This window comes from Arthrobacter jinronghuae, from assembly GCF_025244825.1.
In the GTDB taxonomy this organism is placed as follows: Bacteria; Actinomycetota; Actinomycetes; order Actinomycetales; family Micrococcaceae; genus Arthrobacter_B; species Arthrobacter_B jinronghuae.
In genome coordinates, this window is sequence record NZ_CP104263.1 from 2,995,121 (window position 1) to 3,010,368 (window position 15,248).

At 65.8% G+C, this 15,248-nt stretch carries 13 protein-coding genes; 6 read left to right on the forward strand and 7 right to left on the reverse strand.

All coding sequences use genetic code 11. The features are described from left to right. Positions 1–77: 77 nt before the first annotated feature. On the reverse strand, positions 78–1,037 hold the full coding sequence (gene paaA / locus N2K98_RS14065; RefSeq protein WP_255864948.1) for a 1,2-phenylacetyl-CoA epoxidase subunit PaaA: 960 nt from the start codon (positions 1,035–1,037) through the stop codon (positions 78–80). Positions 1,038–1,194: 157 nt separating this feature from the next. Here paaA and N2K98_RS14070 point away from each other — a divergent pair, with 157 nt between their 5' ends. Next, positions 1,195–1,794 carry a hypothetical protein gene (locus tag N2K98_RS14070; protein WP_255864947.1) on the forward strand — a complete coding sequence of 200 codons (600 nt, stop codon included), beginning with the start codon at positions 1,195–1,197 and terminating at the stop codon, positions 1,792–1,794. A 130-nt stretch (positions 1,795–1,924) separates the two neighbouring features. Continuing rightward, a complete protein-coding gene (locus tag N2K98_RS14075) occupies positions 1,925–4,102 on the forward strand; it encodes a S9 family peptidase (protein WP_255864946.1) in 2,178 nt (725 codons plus the stop codon). A gap of 137 nt (positions 4,103–4,239) precedes the next feature. Here the strand turns inward: N2K98_RS14075 and N2K98_RS14080 are convergent, their stop codons facing one another. From N2K98_RS14080 to N2K98_RS14105, 6 genes are all read right to left on the reverse strand, one after another. Then, positions 4,240–5,292, reverse strand: coding sequence for a LacI family DNA-binding transcriptional regulator (locus N2K98_RS14080; RefSeq protein ID WP_255864945.1), 1,053 nt, complete (start codon positions 5,290–5,292; stop codon positions 4,240–4,242). Next, on the reverse strand, positions 5,289–6,752 hold the full coding sequence (locus N2K98_RS14085; protein WP_407079989.1) for a GH1 family beta-glucosidase: 1,464 nt from the start codon (positions 6,750–6,752) through the stop codon (positions 5,289–5,291). The genes N2K98_RS14080 and N2K98_RS14085 overlap by 4 nt, the downstream gene beginning before the upstream one ends. Positions 6,753–6,754: 2 nt before the next feature. Beyond that, entirely contained in the window at positions 6,755–7,699 is a 945-nt protein-coding gene (locus N2K98_RS14090) for a carbohydrate ABC transporter permease (RefSeq protein ID WP_255864943.1), read from the reverse strand. Beyond that, complete coding sequence (locus tag N2K98_RS14095) at positions 7,696–8,655, reverse strand: carbohydrate ABC transporter permease (RefSeq protein WP_255796886.1); 960 nt, start codon at positions 8,653–8,655, stop codon at positions 7,696–7,698. The genes N2K98_RS14090 and N2K98_RS14095 overlap by 4 nt, the downstream gene beginning before the upstream one ends. Before the next feature lie 91 nt (positions 8,656–8,746). Further along, positions 8,747–10,048 carry an ABC transporter substrate-binding protein gene (locus N2K98_RS14100; RefSeq protein WP_255796885.1) on the reverse strand — a complete coding sequence of 434 codons (1,302 nt, stop codon included), beginning with the start codon at positions 10,046–10,048 and terminating at the stop codon, positions 8,747–8,749. Positions 10,049–10,419: 371 nt separating this feature from the next. Further along, positions 10,420–11,268 carry a DedA family protein gene (locus tag N2K98_RS14105; RefSeq protein ID WP_407079990.1) on the reverse strand — a complete coding sequence of 283 codons (849 nt, stop codon included), beginning with the start codon at positions 11,266–11,268 and terminating at the stop codon, positions 10,420–10,422. A gap of 209 nt (positions 11,269–11,477) precedes the next feature. Between N2K98_RS14105 and N2K98_RS14110 the strand changes: the two genes are divergently transcribed. From N2K98_RS14110 to N2K98_RS14125, 4 genes are all read left to right on the forward strand, one after another. Then, positions 11,478–11,972, forward strand: coding sequence for a hotdog fold thioesterase (locus N2K98_RS14110; protein ID WP_255864942.1), 495 nt, complete (start codon positions 11,478–11,480; stop codon positions 11,970–11,972). After that, entirely contained in the window at positions 11,969–13,321 is a 1,353-nt protein-coding gene (gene paaK, locus N2K98_RS14115; protein WP_255864941.1) for a phenylacetate--CoA ligase PaaK, read from the forward strand. The genes N2K98_RS14110 and paaK overlap by 4 nt, the downstream gene beginning before the upstream one ends. Positions 13,322–13,350: 29 nt before the next feature. Next, positions 13,351–14,076, forward strand: coding sequence for a TetR/AcrR family transcriptional regulator (locus N2K98_RS14120; protein WP_255864940.1), 726 nt, complete (start codon positions 13,351–13,353; stop codon positions 14,074–14,076). 108 nt (positions 14,077–14,184) lie between these two features. Further along, positions 14,185–15,231 carry a hypothetical protein gene (locus N2K98_RS14125; RefSeq protein ID WP_255864939.1) on the forward strand — a complete coding sequence of 349 codons (1,047 nt, stop codon included), beginning with the start codon at positions 14,185–14,187 and terminating at the stop codon, positions 15,229–15,231. Positions 15,232–15,248: the final 17 nt, after the last annotated feature.

Below are 15,248 nucleotides of genomic sequence, written 5' to 3' on the forward strand. Positions count from 1 at the left end.
CTGGACTGCGGCCGTGCCGGCGCCCGAGACAACCGGCGTCGAGCCGTCGTCGCCGGTTGTTGATCCGCCCGTCATGGCTATGCCGCCCCCGCTTCGCTGGAGACAGTACCGGCGCTGCTGCGGCCGGCCTGCCGGGCGGCATAGGCAGCCGCGGCTTCACGCACCCAGGCGCCGTCTTCGTGGGCCTCCCGACGTCGGGCCAGACGCTGCGAGTTGCACGGACCGCGGCCCGCAAGGACCTCGGAGAACTCGTCCCAGTCGAGCGGTCCGTGTTCCCAGCGTCCGGTCTCCTCATTGAAACGGATATCCGCATCGGGAAGGGTCAGGCCGAGGACCTTCACCTGCTCGACGATCATGCCGACAAAGCGGGAACGCAGTTCGTCATTGGAGAAGCGTTTGATGTTCCAGGCCATGGACTGGCGGGAATTCGGTGAATCCTCGTCCGGCGGTCCGAACATCATCAGTGAGGGGGCGTACCAGCGGTTGATTGCGTCCTGGGCCATCTCCCGCTGTGCGGGGGTGCCGTTGGCCAGTTCCAGCAGGATCTCGAAGCCCTGCCGCTGGTGGAAGGACTCTTCTTTGCAGATCCGCACCATGGCCCGCCCGTATGGACCGTAGGAGGCGCGGCAGAGCGGGACCTGGTTGCAGATGGCGGCACCGTCCACGAGCCAGCCGATGGCACCCATATCCGCCCACGTCAGCGTGGGGTAGTTGAAGATGCTCGAGTAGCGAGCCTTGCCGGCAATGAGGTCCGCGGTCATTTGGTCCCGCGGTGTGCCCAGGGTTTCAGCGGCGGAGTACAGGTAGAGGCCGTGGCCTGCTTCGTCCTGCACCTTCGCCATCAGGATCGCTTTGCGCTTCAGGGACGGTGCACGGGTGATCCAATTTGCTTCGGGCTGCATCCCGATGATCTCCGAGTGTGCGTGCTGGGAGATCTGCCGGACCAGCGTCTTTCGGTACCCGTCGGGCATCCAATCCCGCGGCTCCACCCGGGCGTCCACTGCAATGAGTGCGTCAAAGTGCTCTTGCCCGCTCATGTTTCTCCGCTTCCACTTGCGCCGGCGAGTGGTCCCCAGTAGCCGCGCGCTAAATAATTACCGACCGTTCGTTCAGGATATGGAGGTGCGGTGGGCCAGTCAAGGGGAGGGCTATGTAAAACTGGTGAGTAGATGTTGCGGTGCGGAAAGGAAAGTCATGGGTATTCCAGGGCCCGACGCCGGCCGCCGGCCCATCCGTGCGGGTGCAGCTTCGGGTGGCAGCGGATCTTCTTCGGAGCAGACCGTCGCAGAGCCGGCAGAACGGACGTCCGCCGCCGTCGTCATCGTCCCCACGCTTCTGGGCCTGCTGGGTTTCTTTGCCGTGTCGGCAGCGGTGACCGCTGACGAGGCGACCGTCAGCGTCACAGCTCCGGGGTTGCTGCTGGCCCTTACCGCCATGGTGGTGGCCGGGGTCAGCCCGCTTTACGCGGTGAATCCCACCTGGGCATCCCTGCGGCGGCCGGCCCTGATGCTGGCGGCCTGCCTCCTGGCGGAGACCGTGCTGCTCCTGTTTGCGCCGCAGGTGATCCTGTTCTCGCTGCCGGCACTGCCGCTGGCCCTGTGCGGAGGCGGTGTCCTGTTGGCCACGAGCCTGTGGGGCCAGTTCCGCAAGGGTCCGGCACCCGAGCCGGTGCTCCTTCCCCGGCACCAAGCCGCAGCGCGCTCCTTCACCTCCACTTTGCTGGTGGTGGTAGTGAACTGGGCCCTCTTCCTTGCCGCCGGTGCACTCTGCGCCTGGCTGCTGCTCGGGGACTAGCCCGAAGCCGGCACGGAGCCGGCACGCAGCCCGCACTGAGCCCGCCCCCGGAGCCCGCCCACGGCTAAGCCGCGAGCATAACGCCAGCGCGGTCCTTCGACGCCGCCGCCGAGATGGATATATTCGAAGCATGACTACTCCCCAGCCTCCGGTTGCCAAGAAAGTCCCCACCGAACGCACCCGCCACGGTGACACGTTCATTGACAACTATGAATGGCTCCGGGAGAAGGAAAACCCGGAGGTGGTGGAACACCTCAAGGCAGAGAACGCCTATTCCGCGGCAATGACGGCAGACCAGGAGCAGCTGCGCGGCGAGATCTTCAACGAGATCAAGAACCGCACCGAGGAAACGGACCTGTCCGTTCCGGCACGCAAAAAGGGCTGGTGGTATTACACCCGCACCGAGGAAGGCAAGCAGTACGCCATCCACTGCCGCACCGCAGCCCAGGACACTGGGAACCTCGACGCCGATTGGACGCCGCCCGCCGTCGTCCCCGGCGTTCCGGTCCCTGGCGAACAGATTCTCGTGGACGGCAACGCAGAGGCTGAAGGCAAGCCGTTCTTCTCGCTGGGCGGACTGGCCGTCACCGAAGACGGCAACCTGCTGGCGTACTCCGAGGACAACGCCGGAGACGAGCGGTTCACGCTGCGGATCAAGGACCTGCGCACCGGGGACCTGCTGCCGGACGTCATATCCAACGTTTTTTATTCGCTGGCCTTCTCCCCCGACGGCCGGCGCGTCTTCTACACCGTGGTGGATGATTCCTGGCGTCCGTACCAGGTCAAGGCCCACACGCTCGGCACCCCGATGGAGGACGACGTCGTCATTTACCAGGAAGACGACATCGCCATGTGGACCGGCTTCGATCTCTCGGCGGACCGCCGGCAGCTGCTGATCGGCATCAGCAGCTCCGAGTACAGCGAATACCGGGTCCTGGACTTCGACGACCCCACCGATACCGTGCGCACCCTGATCCCGCGCAGCGAGCGCATCCTTTACGAAGCCGAGCCCCTGACCCTGGACGGCACGCGCAAATACCTGGTGACGCACAACCGGAACGCCCTGAACTCGATGCTTTCACTCGTCGCCGAAGAAGAGTTCAGCAAGCCGCTGGCGGACCAGCACTGGGACACCGTCATTGCCCACGATGACACCGTGCGCGTCAACGGTGCCGCCGTAACCCGCACCCATGTGCTCGTGTCGGTCCGCAAGGACACAACCGAGCGGGTGCAGATCCTGCCTGTGGAAGGCCTCGGCACCCCGGCGCAGGGCGCGCCTGTGGAACCGGCGTTTGACGAAGAGCTCTACACAGCCAACCTGGCCAACGCCGAGTTCGATTCCCCGATCGCCCGCCTCAGCTACACCTCCTACCTCACGCCGCCGCGCGTCTACGATTACGTGCTGGCCACCGGAGAGCTCGAGTTGCGGAAGGAAACCCCCGTAAAGGGCGGTTACCGTTCCGAGGAGTACGTGGCCGAGCGGGAATGGGCGACGGCGGCGGACGGCACCCGCATTCCGCTCTCCGTCATCCGCCGGGCGGATCTGCAGAAAGACGGCAGCAACCCGGCACTGGTCTATGCGTACGGCAGCTACGAACTGAGCATGGATCCGGCGTTCAACATCGCCCGGCTGTCGCTGCTGGACCGCGGCGTCGTCTACGTGGTGGCGCACATCCGCGGCGGCGGCGAGATGGGCCGCGCCTGGTATGACAACGGCAAGAAGCTGAACAAGAAAAACACCTTCACCGACTTCGTGGATGCCACGGACTGGGTTGCCGCCTCCGGCTGGGCGGATCCGGACCGGATCGCCGCAATGGGCGGTTCCGCCGGCGGGCTGCTGATGGGCGCCGTCGCAAACCTGGCCCCGGAAAAGTACCGGGCAATCGTGGCGCAGGTGCCCTTCGTGGATGCACTGACGACCATCCTGGATCCGGACCTGCCGCTCTCGGCCCTGGAATGGGAGGAATGGGGTAACCCCATTACCGATCCGGAGGTCTACAAGTACATGAAGGAATACAGCCCGTACGAAAACATCCGGGCCGTGGACTACCCGCAGATCGCCGCCGTCACGAGCTTCAACGACACCCGTGTGCTGTACGTCGAACCGGCCAAATGGGTGGCGCAGCTGCGTGAAACCACTACCGGCAGCGAACCGATCGTCCTGAAGATCGAAATGGACGGCGGCCACGGCGGAGCCTCGGGCCGGTACGAGGCCTGGAAGGACCGGGCGTGGGACTACGCGTTCATCCTGTCCGCGCTCGGCGCCCGGGAACTGGTTCCGGCTGCCCGCCGGGAGAACGCAGCCTAGGCGGACGGGGCATTCTGCGTAGCCCGCATCGCCGAGCGAGGAACGAGCGAGGCAGCCGCGAACCAGGATTCCCTCTTCGAGCTTGCGAGATGGAGGGCGGGGTCGCGGCGCTAAGGGCGGCAGAATGTCCCGGTAGCCTAGGCGGACTCCCGGACCACGAGCTCCGGCGGGTAGACGACGGGCTCCAGATGTGAACCGGGCTCTTCGATTTCGCGCAGCAGCATCTCCGCGGCCCGCCGGGCCATTTCGACCATCGGGTTGACCACCGTGGTCAGGCCCGGCGTGCTGGTGGATGCGAGCCGGTGGTTGTCATATCCCACCAGCGCCACGTCGCCGGGCACGGACAGTCCGCGCCCGCGCAGCACTTCCAGCACGCCCAACGCCATCGGATCGGACGCGGCAAAGATCGCGTCGATGCCGGGGTCGGCGTCGAGCAGCCGGGCGGCGGCGGCCGCACCGCCCTCGGTGGTGAAGTGTCCGGATTCGACGCCGGCCGGTTCCAGCCCCGCCTCGGCCAGTCCCTGCCGCCACCCCTCGGTCCGGTCCTGCGCGGCAGTCATGTCCGCCGGCCCGGTGACCGTGGCGATCCGTCGGTAGCCGCGGTCCGTGAGGTGCCGGGCAGCGAGCAGCCCTCCGGTCCGGTTGTCCGTATCCACGAACGCCAGTCCGGCGTGGTCCTGCCAGGGCCGGCCGATGAAAACTGCGGGCAGCGTTGCGTCCGCCAGTTCGGTTTCCAGGGCGTCGGCTTTGTGGTGGGAGACGATGATGGCTCCGTCCACATGGCCGCTGCGCAGGTATCGGATGAACTGCCCTTCCTTCTCCCCCTGGCGGGCAATCAGCAGCACCAGCTGCACTTCGGTGTCCTTCAAGGCCTCCGTGATTCCGTTCAGCGTCATGGCGAAGAAGGGATCCACCAGGACACGGCCGTCCGGCTCCGGGATGACCAGCGCAATGGAATCGGCACGGCTGGTCGCCAGGGACCGAGCCGCGCGGTTAGGTGTGAAACCCAGCTCCCCGATCGCCGCATCGATGGCGGCCTGCGTCCGGGCACTAACCCGGGCACCTCCGTTGATGGCACGGGACACAGTCGAGCGGGAAACTCCGGACAGCGCCGCCACGTCTTCCAACGTGGGGCTGCTGCGCCGGAGTTTCACCGGCCCGCTCCGGGGCCCGGGCCTGAGGCTGCTCATAGTTCCGACGATACGACATACGCTGGTGTTCCGCCCGGCACCGGAGTGCCTGCGGGCAGGGCATTGGCGGCGGCCGCTTCCGCGTACCAGCGGGCGCTGGCCTTGGGCGTCCGCTGCAGGGTTTCGTAATCGACGTGCACAATCCCGAACCGCTTGGCGTAGCCCCAGGCCCACTCAAAGTTGTCCATCAGGGACCAGGCAAAGTAGCCGCGGACGTCGACGCCGTCCGCCACCGCGTCCTGCACCGCTGCGAGGTGCGACCGGATGAAGTCGAGCCGGTCCAGGTCCTGGACGGTCCCGTCGGCCACGACGTCGTCGTCGAAGGCTGCACCGTTCTCGGTAATGTACAGCGGCACGCCCGCCGGCCCGGTGTAATCGCGCTGCAGCCGGTTCAGCAGCCGCCGAAGTCCCTCGGGCTGGATTTCCCAGCCCATGTTCGTTTGCGGCAGTCCGCGCCGCACGGCATGGATCCCGTCGGCGGCAGGATACGGGCTCGCCGTAGGACGTGCCGAGGGGGCCGCCGTCGTCAGGGGTGCCGTCGGCGGAGTCTTGGTGAAGGCATCACCGTGGTAGTAATTCACCCCCAGGAAGTCGATGGGGGAACTGATGACCGCCAGGTCTCCGTCCTGGACGTGGGATTCGAAGCCGTAGGGAGCCAGGTCCGCCACCACGTCCTCGGGGTACTTCCCATGGAAGACGGGGTCCGCGAACATCCGGTTGAACTGCCCGTCGATGCGGCGGGCTGCGTCGACGTCGTCGGGGTTCTGCGGATCGGCGGGATCCGCAACCGTGAAGTTCAGGGTCAGGCCGGTGTCCAGTCCCGGGTCCCGTCCCTTAAGCGCCTGGACGGCAAGTCCGTGCGCCAGCAGCAGGTGGTGGTTCGCGGCAACCGCGAGTTTTCGATCCTGCAGTCCGGGCGCATGCTCGCCGCTGGCGTAGCCGACGTAGGCGGAGCACCAGGGCTCGTTCAGGGTGGTCCAGGCCGTCACCCGGTCGCCCAGCACGTCATGGACGCTGAGGGCGTAGTCGGCAAACCGGTACGCCGTGTCCCGGTTGGCCCAGCCGCCCTGGTCCTGCAGGGCCTGCGGCAGGTCCCAGTGGTACAGGGTCAGCCACGGCTGGATCCCGGCTTCGAGCAGCGAATCCGTCAGCCTGCTGTAGAAGTCCAGCCCCGCAGCGTTGACCGGGCCGCCGTCGGGCCGGATCCGTGCCCAGGAGGTGGAGAACCGGTAAGAGCCCAGGTTCAGTGACTTCATGAGGGCCACGTCATCGTCCATGCGGTGATAGTGGTCGCAGGCGATGTCCCCGTTGTCACCGTTCACCACTGCGCCGGGAACGCGGCTGAAGGTATCCCAGATGGAATCCTTCCGGCCGTCTTCCGATGCAGCACCCTCCACCTGGTAGGCGGCGGTCGCCGCACCCCACACGAACCCGGACGGGAATGAGGCGTTGTTGTTCATGGTCATCCCTTAACCGCTCCCTGCATAATTCCTGCAACCAGGTGCCGTCCGGCGACGGCGAAGACGATGAGCAGCGGAATGGTGGAGAGCACCACGCCGGCCAGGACCACTGAGTAGTCGACAAAACGTGCGGACTGCAGTTGCTGCAGTGCCACCGGCAGGGTGGGGTTCTGCGCATTGAGGACAATGAACGGCCAGAAGAAGTTGGTCCAGGTGGCTACAAAGGTGAAGAGTGCCAGCATCGCTGCCGCAGGACGCGCAGCTGGGAGGGCGACATGCCAGAAGGCCTGCCACATGTTGGCGCCGTCCATCCGTACCGCTTCGATCAGTTCATCCGGCAAAGCGTCCTGCAGGTACTGCGTCATCCAGAAGACACCGAAGGCAGTGACCAGCCCCGGAATGATGACCGCTCCCATGGTCCCGGTCCAGCCGAGCTTGGACATCACGATGAACAGCGGAATGACACCGAGCTGGGTGGGTACGGCCATCGTGGCCACTACGAACACCAGCAGTGCCTTGCTTCCCCGGAAGCGCAGCTTCGCGAACGCGAAACCGGCCAGAGAGGAGAAAATCACTACGGAAGCGGCCGTCACGGTGGAGACCAGGATGCTGTTACCCAGGGCTTTCCAGAACGGAATGGTGTCCAGCACCGTGGCCGCGTTTGCGAAGAAGTTGCCGCCGGGAATCAGCGGGACTCCCTTGACGATCGCCGTGCTGTCATGGCTGGCCACCAGGACGGACCAGAGGATCGGGAGGGCTGAGCCCAGGACCACGGCCCCCAGCAGCCCGTAGGTGACAAAGCCCGGACGGCGGTTGAATCCGCCGGTCTTCCGCCCGCGGACCCGTGCCGGGCGCGGCGCCTGTGCACCGCCGCGGTCCCGACGTCGTCTGGCGGATTCGGCGGCTCGTTTGCCGGCCGTCTGTTCGACCATGGGTACGGAGGTCATTTCCGTCCTCCCTGCGAGGCAATGCGGCGGGTGATGAGGAAATTGAGGGCCGCGATAAGCACGATGATGACGAACAGCAGCCAGGCGACGGCGGAGGCGCGGCCCAGGTTGCGCTGTCCCCAGCCCAGTTCCCAGATGTACATGGTGAGGGTTTGCCACTGCCGGTCCGCGCCGCCCAGGCCGTAGGCGTCAAAGACCCGCGGCTCGTCGAAAATCTGCAGGCCGCCGATGGTGGCGGTGATGACCACGAAAATGATGGTGGGCCGCAGCATGGGAACGGTCACCGAAATGAACTGCCGCCAGCGGCTGGCGCCGTCGAGGATGGCTGCTTCATACATGTCCCTTGGCACTGCCTGCATGGCAGCCAGGAAGATCAGGGCGTTGTACCCGGTCCACCGGAAATCCACCATGGTGGCGATGGCGACGTGGCTCGCCAGGGTGTTGGAGTGCCACGGAACGGGATCCAGGCCGATGGAGGTCAGCAGCCCGTTGATGGCGCCGGATTGGTCAGCGAAGACATTGCCGAAGATCAGGCCCACTGCCACCGGGGCAACCACGTAGGGAACCAGTACGCCCATGCGCCAGAACGTCTTGGCCCTCAGGTTCGCATCCAGAACGGCGGCAATGCCGATTGCCAGGATGATCTGCGGAACCGCCGAGATCAGGAAGATGCTGAAGGTGTTGCCCACCGCGTTCCAGAAGTACGGCTGCGAGAGGACGAAGGTGAAGTTCTCGGTGCCGCTGAATCCGAGGTTGCCGCCGATGAGGTTCCAGTTGTGTAGCGAGACCCACCCGGTGTAGATCAGCGGGAACAATCCCACGATCGCGAACAGGATAAAGAACGGCGAGATATAGAGGTACGGGGAGACTTTGACGTCCCAACGGGCCAGCCGGCTGCTGAACCCTACCCGGCGTACCGGCGTCCGCGCTGCCGGCGGCTTGACGGTGACAGCCATGGCTATCTTCCTAACGTCCAAGGGGTATCGAAGTTTGGTTCCGGTGCCTGCGGCGCTCTACGCGGCCGCAGGCACCGGACGCCTGTGGATGCTACTGGAGCGCTTCTACTCCGGTGACGAACTTCTGCCACGAAGAGTCGGGGTCGTCGGACTTGAGGACGTCCACCCGGTCCAGCGCCTGCTGCATTGAATCATTGATGGCGAAATAGTTCTGTCCCTTGAACGGCGTCACGCTGACGGCTTCGGCCCGATCGGCGAAGATCTGACCCACCGGAGCGTCATTGAAGAATTCGTTTGTCGAACCCGTCAGTTCTTCCATTTCGTAGGCCTCGACCTGGCTGGGGAAGTTGCCCTTGGAGGCAAAGGCCTTGATCTGCTGCTCCGGAGCGGTGAGCCACTGAGCCAGCTTGATGGCCTCTTCCTGGTTCTTTCCCTGCGTGGGAACGGTCAGGTAGGACCCGCCCCAGTTGCCGCCGCCGCCGGGGAAGACGTTGGCGATATCCCAGCCTTCGACTCCGGCGGCGTTGCCCTCGATGCTGCCCAGCATCCAGCCCGGGCAGAAGGTGGTGGCAAAGGCACCGCTCTGGAAGCCGGCCTCGTAGTCATCGGACCACAACTGCAGATGCGCGGAGAGATCCTTGTCCACGGAGTTCTCGAGCACCTGGTTGTAGATGTCCTTCACCTCCGGGTTCTCGGTGGCTATGACCGTGCCGTCATTTTCCTCGTAGGCGTTCTCGACCTGGTTGATCATGCCCTGGTAGGCGGACATGGCGGAGTCGTACCAGGCGGCGTCGGACTTCGCAGTGAACTGTTCACCGATTTCGAAGTAGTGGTCCCAGTCGCCTTCGAGCAGCGCTGCCACTTCCTCGCGGTCCGTCGGCAGGCCTGCTTCGGCGAATAGGTCCGACCGGTAGCAAATAGCCTCGGGGCCGACGTCCGTGCCGTAGCCGATCAGCTTCCCATCCTCGGTGGTGGCGTCCTCGACCTTCCAGTCCAGCCAGCGGCCTTCCACCTCGGGGCTGGCCAGATCCGCGAACTGGTCCGGATACTGTTTGAGTTCCGGCAGCCAGTCCACTTCGATGCCCTCGATGTCGGAGAGGCCGGAACCGGCAGCGAGCTTGGTGTTCAGGTTGTCGCGGGCATTGTTGGAGGTGGCCTTCTTGTCGTGCACGATCTTGATATTGGGGTTTGCCTCCTGGTACTCCTCGAGCAGCTCCTCGTAGCCCCACTCGTTGAAGGTGCTGATGCTGAGCGTGACCTGCCCGTCCCCTCCTTCGGAAGCTCCTTCGTCTCCCCCGCCGCAGGCGGTCAGGAGAAGGGCTGCGGCTGCAACGGATGCGGCAAGCGCAGGTCCGCGGCGTGCACGGCCGGCGGAAGTGGGTTTGGTACTCATTGCTGACTCCTTTGTCATAATCCGGGTGTCGAAGCACGAGTGTCCGCGATACCTCCGCGCCTTCCGTGCCGCTGCCTTACGGATGCGCCCTGCTGCCGAACCGGCGGCCAAGAAAAAATGGTGGGAGCGCTCCCACAAGCTCAGCCAATCGTGATGTGCGCTGAATCACATGTCAAGTGGGAGCGCTCCCATACCGCAAAGAAAAACCGCCTCCACTGTGTAACCGCAGGTCAGCGGCGCGTTACGGACCTGCGGTTATCCAATCGTTACCTCCCGCTCATGGCCGGAAAGTGCCTCGAACACAAAAAGGCCCGGACCAAATCGGTCCGGGCCTGCTTGCGCTGGACATCCTCCAGCAGGGTCGGGAAGAGCTACTCCGCCGCGCCGGCACCTTCCGCCTTCGGTTTCGGTGCCGCGACGCGGCGGCCTTCCACCGGGCTGGTGCGGCGGCCGGTGTGATCGACGGCGTCGGCGTTGCGGCCGGCATCAGCGGTGCGGGCGGCGTCGGCATTGCGCTCCGATCCGGCCCCGGCTTCGGCTGCGGGAGCCGCGGCGTCACTACCCTCCTCGCCGTCGCCCTCCTCGTCATCATCCTTGGTGACGGCTTTGTGGGACTGGCGCAGAACCTCAATGACAATCGGGATCACGGAGAGCACCACCACGGCCACGAAGATCAGGTCCAGGTTTTCCCGGACAAAGGGCACCCGGTCGCCGAGAACGTAACCCAAGAGGGTCACGCCGACACCCCAGACGAACGCCCCCACGGCATTGAACGAAACAAACGCCTTGTAGTTCATCTGGGCAACGCCGGCCACCACCGGGGTGAAGGTCCGGACCACAGGGACGAACCGGGCGAGGATCACGGCTTTGCCGCCGTGGCGATCAAAGAATACCTGGGCGCGCTTTACGTTCTCCCGCTTGAAGAGCCTGCTGTCCGGCCGGTTGAAGACGGCGGGGCCGGCCTTCCTGCCGATGTAATAGCCGGTCTGGTCGCCGACGAAGGCACTGATGAAGACCAGGATCGCCAGCAGCCACACGTTGATGTCGATGGTGCCCGTTGCCACCAGGAGCCCGGCGGTGAACAGCAGGGAATCCCCCGGAAGGAAGAAGCCGATCAGCAGTCCGGTTTCGGCAAACACGATGCCGCAGACCATCAGGACCACCCACGGTCCGAGGGCGGGGTCGGCAAGGAACACCTGGGGGTCCAGCCACTCAGGCAAAAGGGAAGAAGTTGGAGGGCGGACAGGACCGGAAACGGCTGTGGCCGCAGAGAGAGTCACCTCACTAGGGTACGCCACGGCCTCCGGCCGGTCCCCGGCCGTCTGCAAGTTCAACCGCGAGCGGTCTGCTGACCGCAGCGGCCGGATCCTTGACAGCCGAACGCCCGGCGGGATTACCTAATGAACATTCGGTAAAGAAAAGAGGTTCCATGGCTGACACCGAGGTCCCCCGCGGCACATACCGCGCCCATCCTCTCCTGGTCGACGACGCCGCCTCGGCATGGATGGGCATCGATGTCCTGGCGATCGGCCCCGGCACGGCACGTATTTCGATGCTTCTCCGCCCGCAGATGGTCAACGGTTTCGGCATCGGCCACGGCGGGATGGTCTTCGCGTTTGCCGACACGGCCTTCGCCCTGGCCTGCAATCCGGAGGGCGGCGGGCCTGCTCGGGAACGGGAACACATCACGGTGGCCGCCGGCGCCGACATCACCTTCCTGGCTCCGGTCATGGCGGGTGACCGGCTGACTGCCTCCGCCGAGCACCGTGCTGGCAACGGCCGCAGCGGCGTGTACGACATTGAGGTGCGGTCCGAACGTCCCGACGGGACCGCCGTCGTCGTCGCCCTTTTCCGAGGACGCTCGCGCACCATCCCCAACCCCGCCCTGACACTTTCCGGCGCCCCAACCGAAAGCCGCGCATGAAAGCCACCCCCGCTCCGCTCAAGTCCGCCGCAGCCGATCCCTCGACCCTGGACCCTGAGGAACTTATGAGCCGGGACGAGCTGGAGGCCCTCCAGCTGACACGCCTTAAGCAGACCCTCGCCTACGCGTACGATCGGGTTCCGCTGTACCGGCGCAAGTTCGACGACGCCGGCGTGCACCCCTCCGATCTGCGGGAACTGAGCGACCTGGCACGGTTCCCGTACACCACGAAGGAGGACCTGCGCTCGACTTATCCGTTTGGCATGTTCGCCGTCCCTCAGCAGCAGGTGGCCCGCATCCACGCCTCCTCCGGAACCACGGGGCGGCCCACCGTCGTCGGTTACACAGCCGGAGACCTGGAGCGCTGGAGCTCTTTGGTGGCCCGTTCGCTCCGCGCCTCCGGAGTGAAGCAGGGATACAAGGTGCACAACGCCTACGGCTACGGGCTCTTCACCGGCGGCCTGGGAGCGCACTTCGGCGCGGAGCGGCTCGGCTGCACGGTGATCCCCGTGTCCGGAGGGCAGACGGAGCGGCAGGTCCAGCTCATCGTGGACTTCGAACCGGACACCATCCTGTGCACGCCTACCTACCTGCTGGCCATCGCCGACGCTATGGCAGCCGCCGGCATCGATCCCCGGTCCACTTCGCTGAAGAACGCGGTCCTCGGCGCCGAGCCCTGGACCGAGGAAATGCGGCACGAACTCGAAACGCTGATGGATCTGGATGCGTGCGACATTTACGGACTCTCGGAAGTCATGGGCCCGGGCGTGGCCGGCGAGTGCGTGGAGAGCAAGGACGGCTCGCACATCTGGGAGGATCACTTCCTGCCGGAGATCATCGACCCGTTTGATGAGACCCGGGTCCTGGGCGACGGCGAACCGGGCGAGCTGGTCTTCACCTCCCTGACCAAGGAAGCGCTGCCGATTATCCGCTACCGGACGCATGACCTCACCCGCCTGCTGCCCGGAACCGCCCGGCCGTCCATGCGCAGGATGGGACGCATCACCGGCCGCAGCGACGACATGATCATTCTGCGCGGAGTGAACCTTTTCCCAACCCAGATCGAAGAAATCGCCCTGCGCATCCCGGCCCTGAGCCCTCATTTCCAGCTCGAAATCAGCCGTCCGGAACGCCTGGACGAACTCACGGTACGGATCGAGCGGCGGGAGGACACCTCGACGCCGGACTCGGCGGCGGCTGCGTTGGAACTGTCGGCCCAGATCAAGACCCACATCGGATCCTCCTGCGCCGTAGAGGTAGTCGATCCCGGAACGCTGGCACGCTCCAGCGGCAAGCTCCGTCGGATCTACGACCTGCGGCGGAACACCGACGCCGTCCCGCCGCGGTGAACCGCCCGTTGACGTGGGAAAATGGCGCCATGCCTGCTGTCTCTTCCGGGTCGACTGCCGATCCTGCCCCCGTTCCCGCCGCTGATGCCGAGTCCGCCGTTGACGCCGGATCCGCCGGGCCCGCGGCCGCCGTTGATCCTACGGCCGCCGGCGACCCTGTCTCCGGCCCGCGCCGCGGCCGTCCGGGATATGACCAGCAGACGGTGCTGAACGTGGCCGTAGACGTTTTCAACCGGCACGGCTACGAAGCCACCTCGATGGGGATCCTGGCCGAAAACCTGGGCATTACGAAGTCCGCGATCTACCACCATGTAACGTCCAAGGGCGATCTGCTCCGACTGGCCCTGGACCACGCACTGGACGGGCTGGAGGCGGTACTCGATGATCCCCGGGCCTCGTCCGGTGCTGCGGATGCCCGGCTGGAATTTGTCCTGCGCGGGACCATCGAAGTGCTGACCGAGCGGCTGCCGTTCGTCACCCTGCTGCTGCGGCTACGGGGCAACACCGACGTTGAACGCAGCGCCCTGGCCCGGCGCCGCGAGTTCGACCACCGGGTGGCCGGACTCGTGGACGCCGCCCGCAGCGAGGGGTCGGTGCGCAGCGACATTGATCCGCGCACCACCACCCGCCTGCTGTTCGGCACGATCAACTCGATTGTGGAATGGTACAAACCCGGCGGTCCGCTGCCCGCGCAGAAGCTCGCGGACAACATCATCACCATGGTTTTCGACGGGCTGCATACCCGCCGCTCCTGAGCCCGTGTCCCCCGTAACGCCACTGACTTCATCACGCCGGCTTTGGTCTGCGACTGGGCCACCCGGCGCGGCAGCTGCTGAGCCGGTCCGGCATGCAAGGATGGGCGCATGATGTCGCCGGCAGAACAGCTCCTCGAGGGACCGCGCGGAAGGCGGCTATGCCTTGAACTTGCCGTCGAGCTGGATCAGGATATCCGCTCGGCGGTGTTCTGGCTGGGGTACGAACTCGACCCGGGCAAAGGGACCTCGACGGTGCTGCTGGGCTCCAGCGGTCCCAGGGAATTACCCTCGACCGATCACCTCGCAGCCGGGATTCTGTCCCTGGATCTCCACCGTCTGGATGACGAACAGATCCACGCGGCCCTCCAACGGTCCGTCGACACGGCCCGGTACTGGCAGGAACGCGACGGGGAGGATGCTCTGTCCGCACTGCCGGTCATCCGCAACGCCCTTCACCACATAGCTGAAGGGGTGCTGGCTGCACCGGCGGCACAGGGGTGGAGCCAGCCCGCCCCGCCGGAGCAGTGGGCCATCGACTGGCGGCCGGGTGCGGACCCGGCACCCCTACCCCGGGACCCCCAAGGCACGCTGCAGAAGTGGGGCACAGCTGTCCGCACCGAGGAAGCACTGGCCGCACAGGACCGGCCGCAGGATCCGCGGGCACCTTTCAGCGGAAGCTGGTGGTCCATCCCGCTCGGGCTGGTCCGCACCGTCGGGCAGATTCCCGCCGCATTGAGCCTCGTCGAGGACTCGAGTGATGTGGAAGAAGCGACCGCCATTCCGGTCAGCGGCACCGGCAGGATCCTCCACATCCGCTCCCCCGAGGACTGGATGACGCTGTGTCGCGCCTACCCGCTGGAGGTCACCGCCTCCCGCAGACATGACTGGTTTCGCACCACGGGACGCGCCGGCCGCTGGGTGATCCCGGACTGGGAACGCGCAGCAGGACAATGGGACGCCGTGCACCTGACTGTCCTGGGCTACCTCAGCAGTGCAGGGCACCCCCTCCCCGTCGACTCCGGCACCGCCTCAGTGATTGCCGGCTGGGACCCGGACAGCACCTTGTGGCTGACCGACCGCGTCCGTGAAAACGGCGGGCCTCGGCAGGTTTGGCGGCGGACGCAAATGGGCGACATCTGGCTCCGTGTCACCTGACCCTATGCCCGACCCCC

Excerpts from the sequence above, each read along its gene's own strand:
- paaA (WP_255864948.1), bottom strand. The coding sequence starts at position 1,037 with ATGAGCGGGCAAGAGCACTTTGACGCACTCATTGCAGTGGACGCCCGG.
- N2K98_RS14120 (WP_255864940.1), top strand. The coding sequence starts at position 13,351 with ATGCCTGCTGTCTCTTCCGGGTCGACTGCCGATCCTGCCCCCGTTCCC.
- N2K98_RS14125 (WP_255864939.1), top strand. The coding sequence starts at position 14,185 with ATGATGTCGCCGGCAGAACAGCTCCTCGAGGGACCGCGCGGAAGGCGG.
- N2K98_RS14100 (WP_255796885.1), bottom strand. The coding sequence starts at position 10,048 with ATGAGTACCAAACCCACTTCCGCCGGCCGTGCACGCCGCGGACCTGCG.
- N2K98_RS14075 (WP_255864946.1), top strand. The coding sequence starts at position 1,925 with ATGACTACTCCCCAGCCTCCGGTTGCCAAGAAAGTCCCCACCGAACGC.
- paaK (WP_255864941.1), top strand. The coding sequence starts at position 11,969 with ATGAAAGCCACCCCCGCTCCGCTCAAGTCCGCCGCAGCCGATCCCTCG.
- N2K98_RS14095 (WP_255796886.1), bottom strand. The coding sequence starts at position 8,655 with ATGGCTGTCACCGTCAAGCCGCCGGCAGCGCGGACGCCGGTACGCCGG.
- N2K98_RS14085 (WP_407079989.1), bottom strand. The coding sequence starts at position 6,752 with ATGAACAACAACGCCTCATTCCCGTCCGGGTTCGTGTGGGGTGCGGCG.
- N2K98_RS14090 (WP_255864943.1), bottom strand. The coding sequence starts at position 7,699 with ATGACCTCCGTACCCATGGTCGAACAGACGGCCGGCAAACGAGCCGCC.
- N2K98_RS14080 (WP_255864945.1), bottom strand. The coding sequence starts at position 5,292 with ATGAGCAGCCTCAGGCCCGGGCCCCGGAGCGGGCCGGTGAAACTCCGG.
- N2K98_RS14070 (WP_255864947.1), top strand. The coding sequence starts at position 1,195 with ATGGGTATTCCAGGGCCCGACGCCGGCCGCCGGCCCATCCGTGCGGGT.
- N2K98_RS14110 (WP_255864942.1), top strand. The coding sequence starts at position 11,478 with ATGGCTGACACCGAGGTCCCCCGCGGCACATACCGCGCCCATCCTCTC.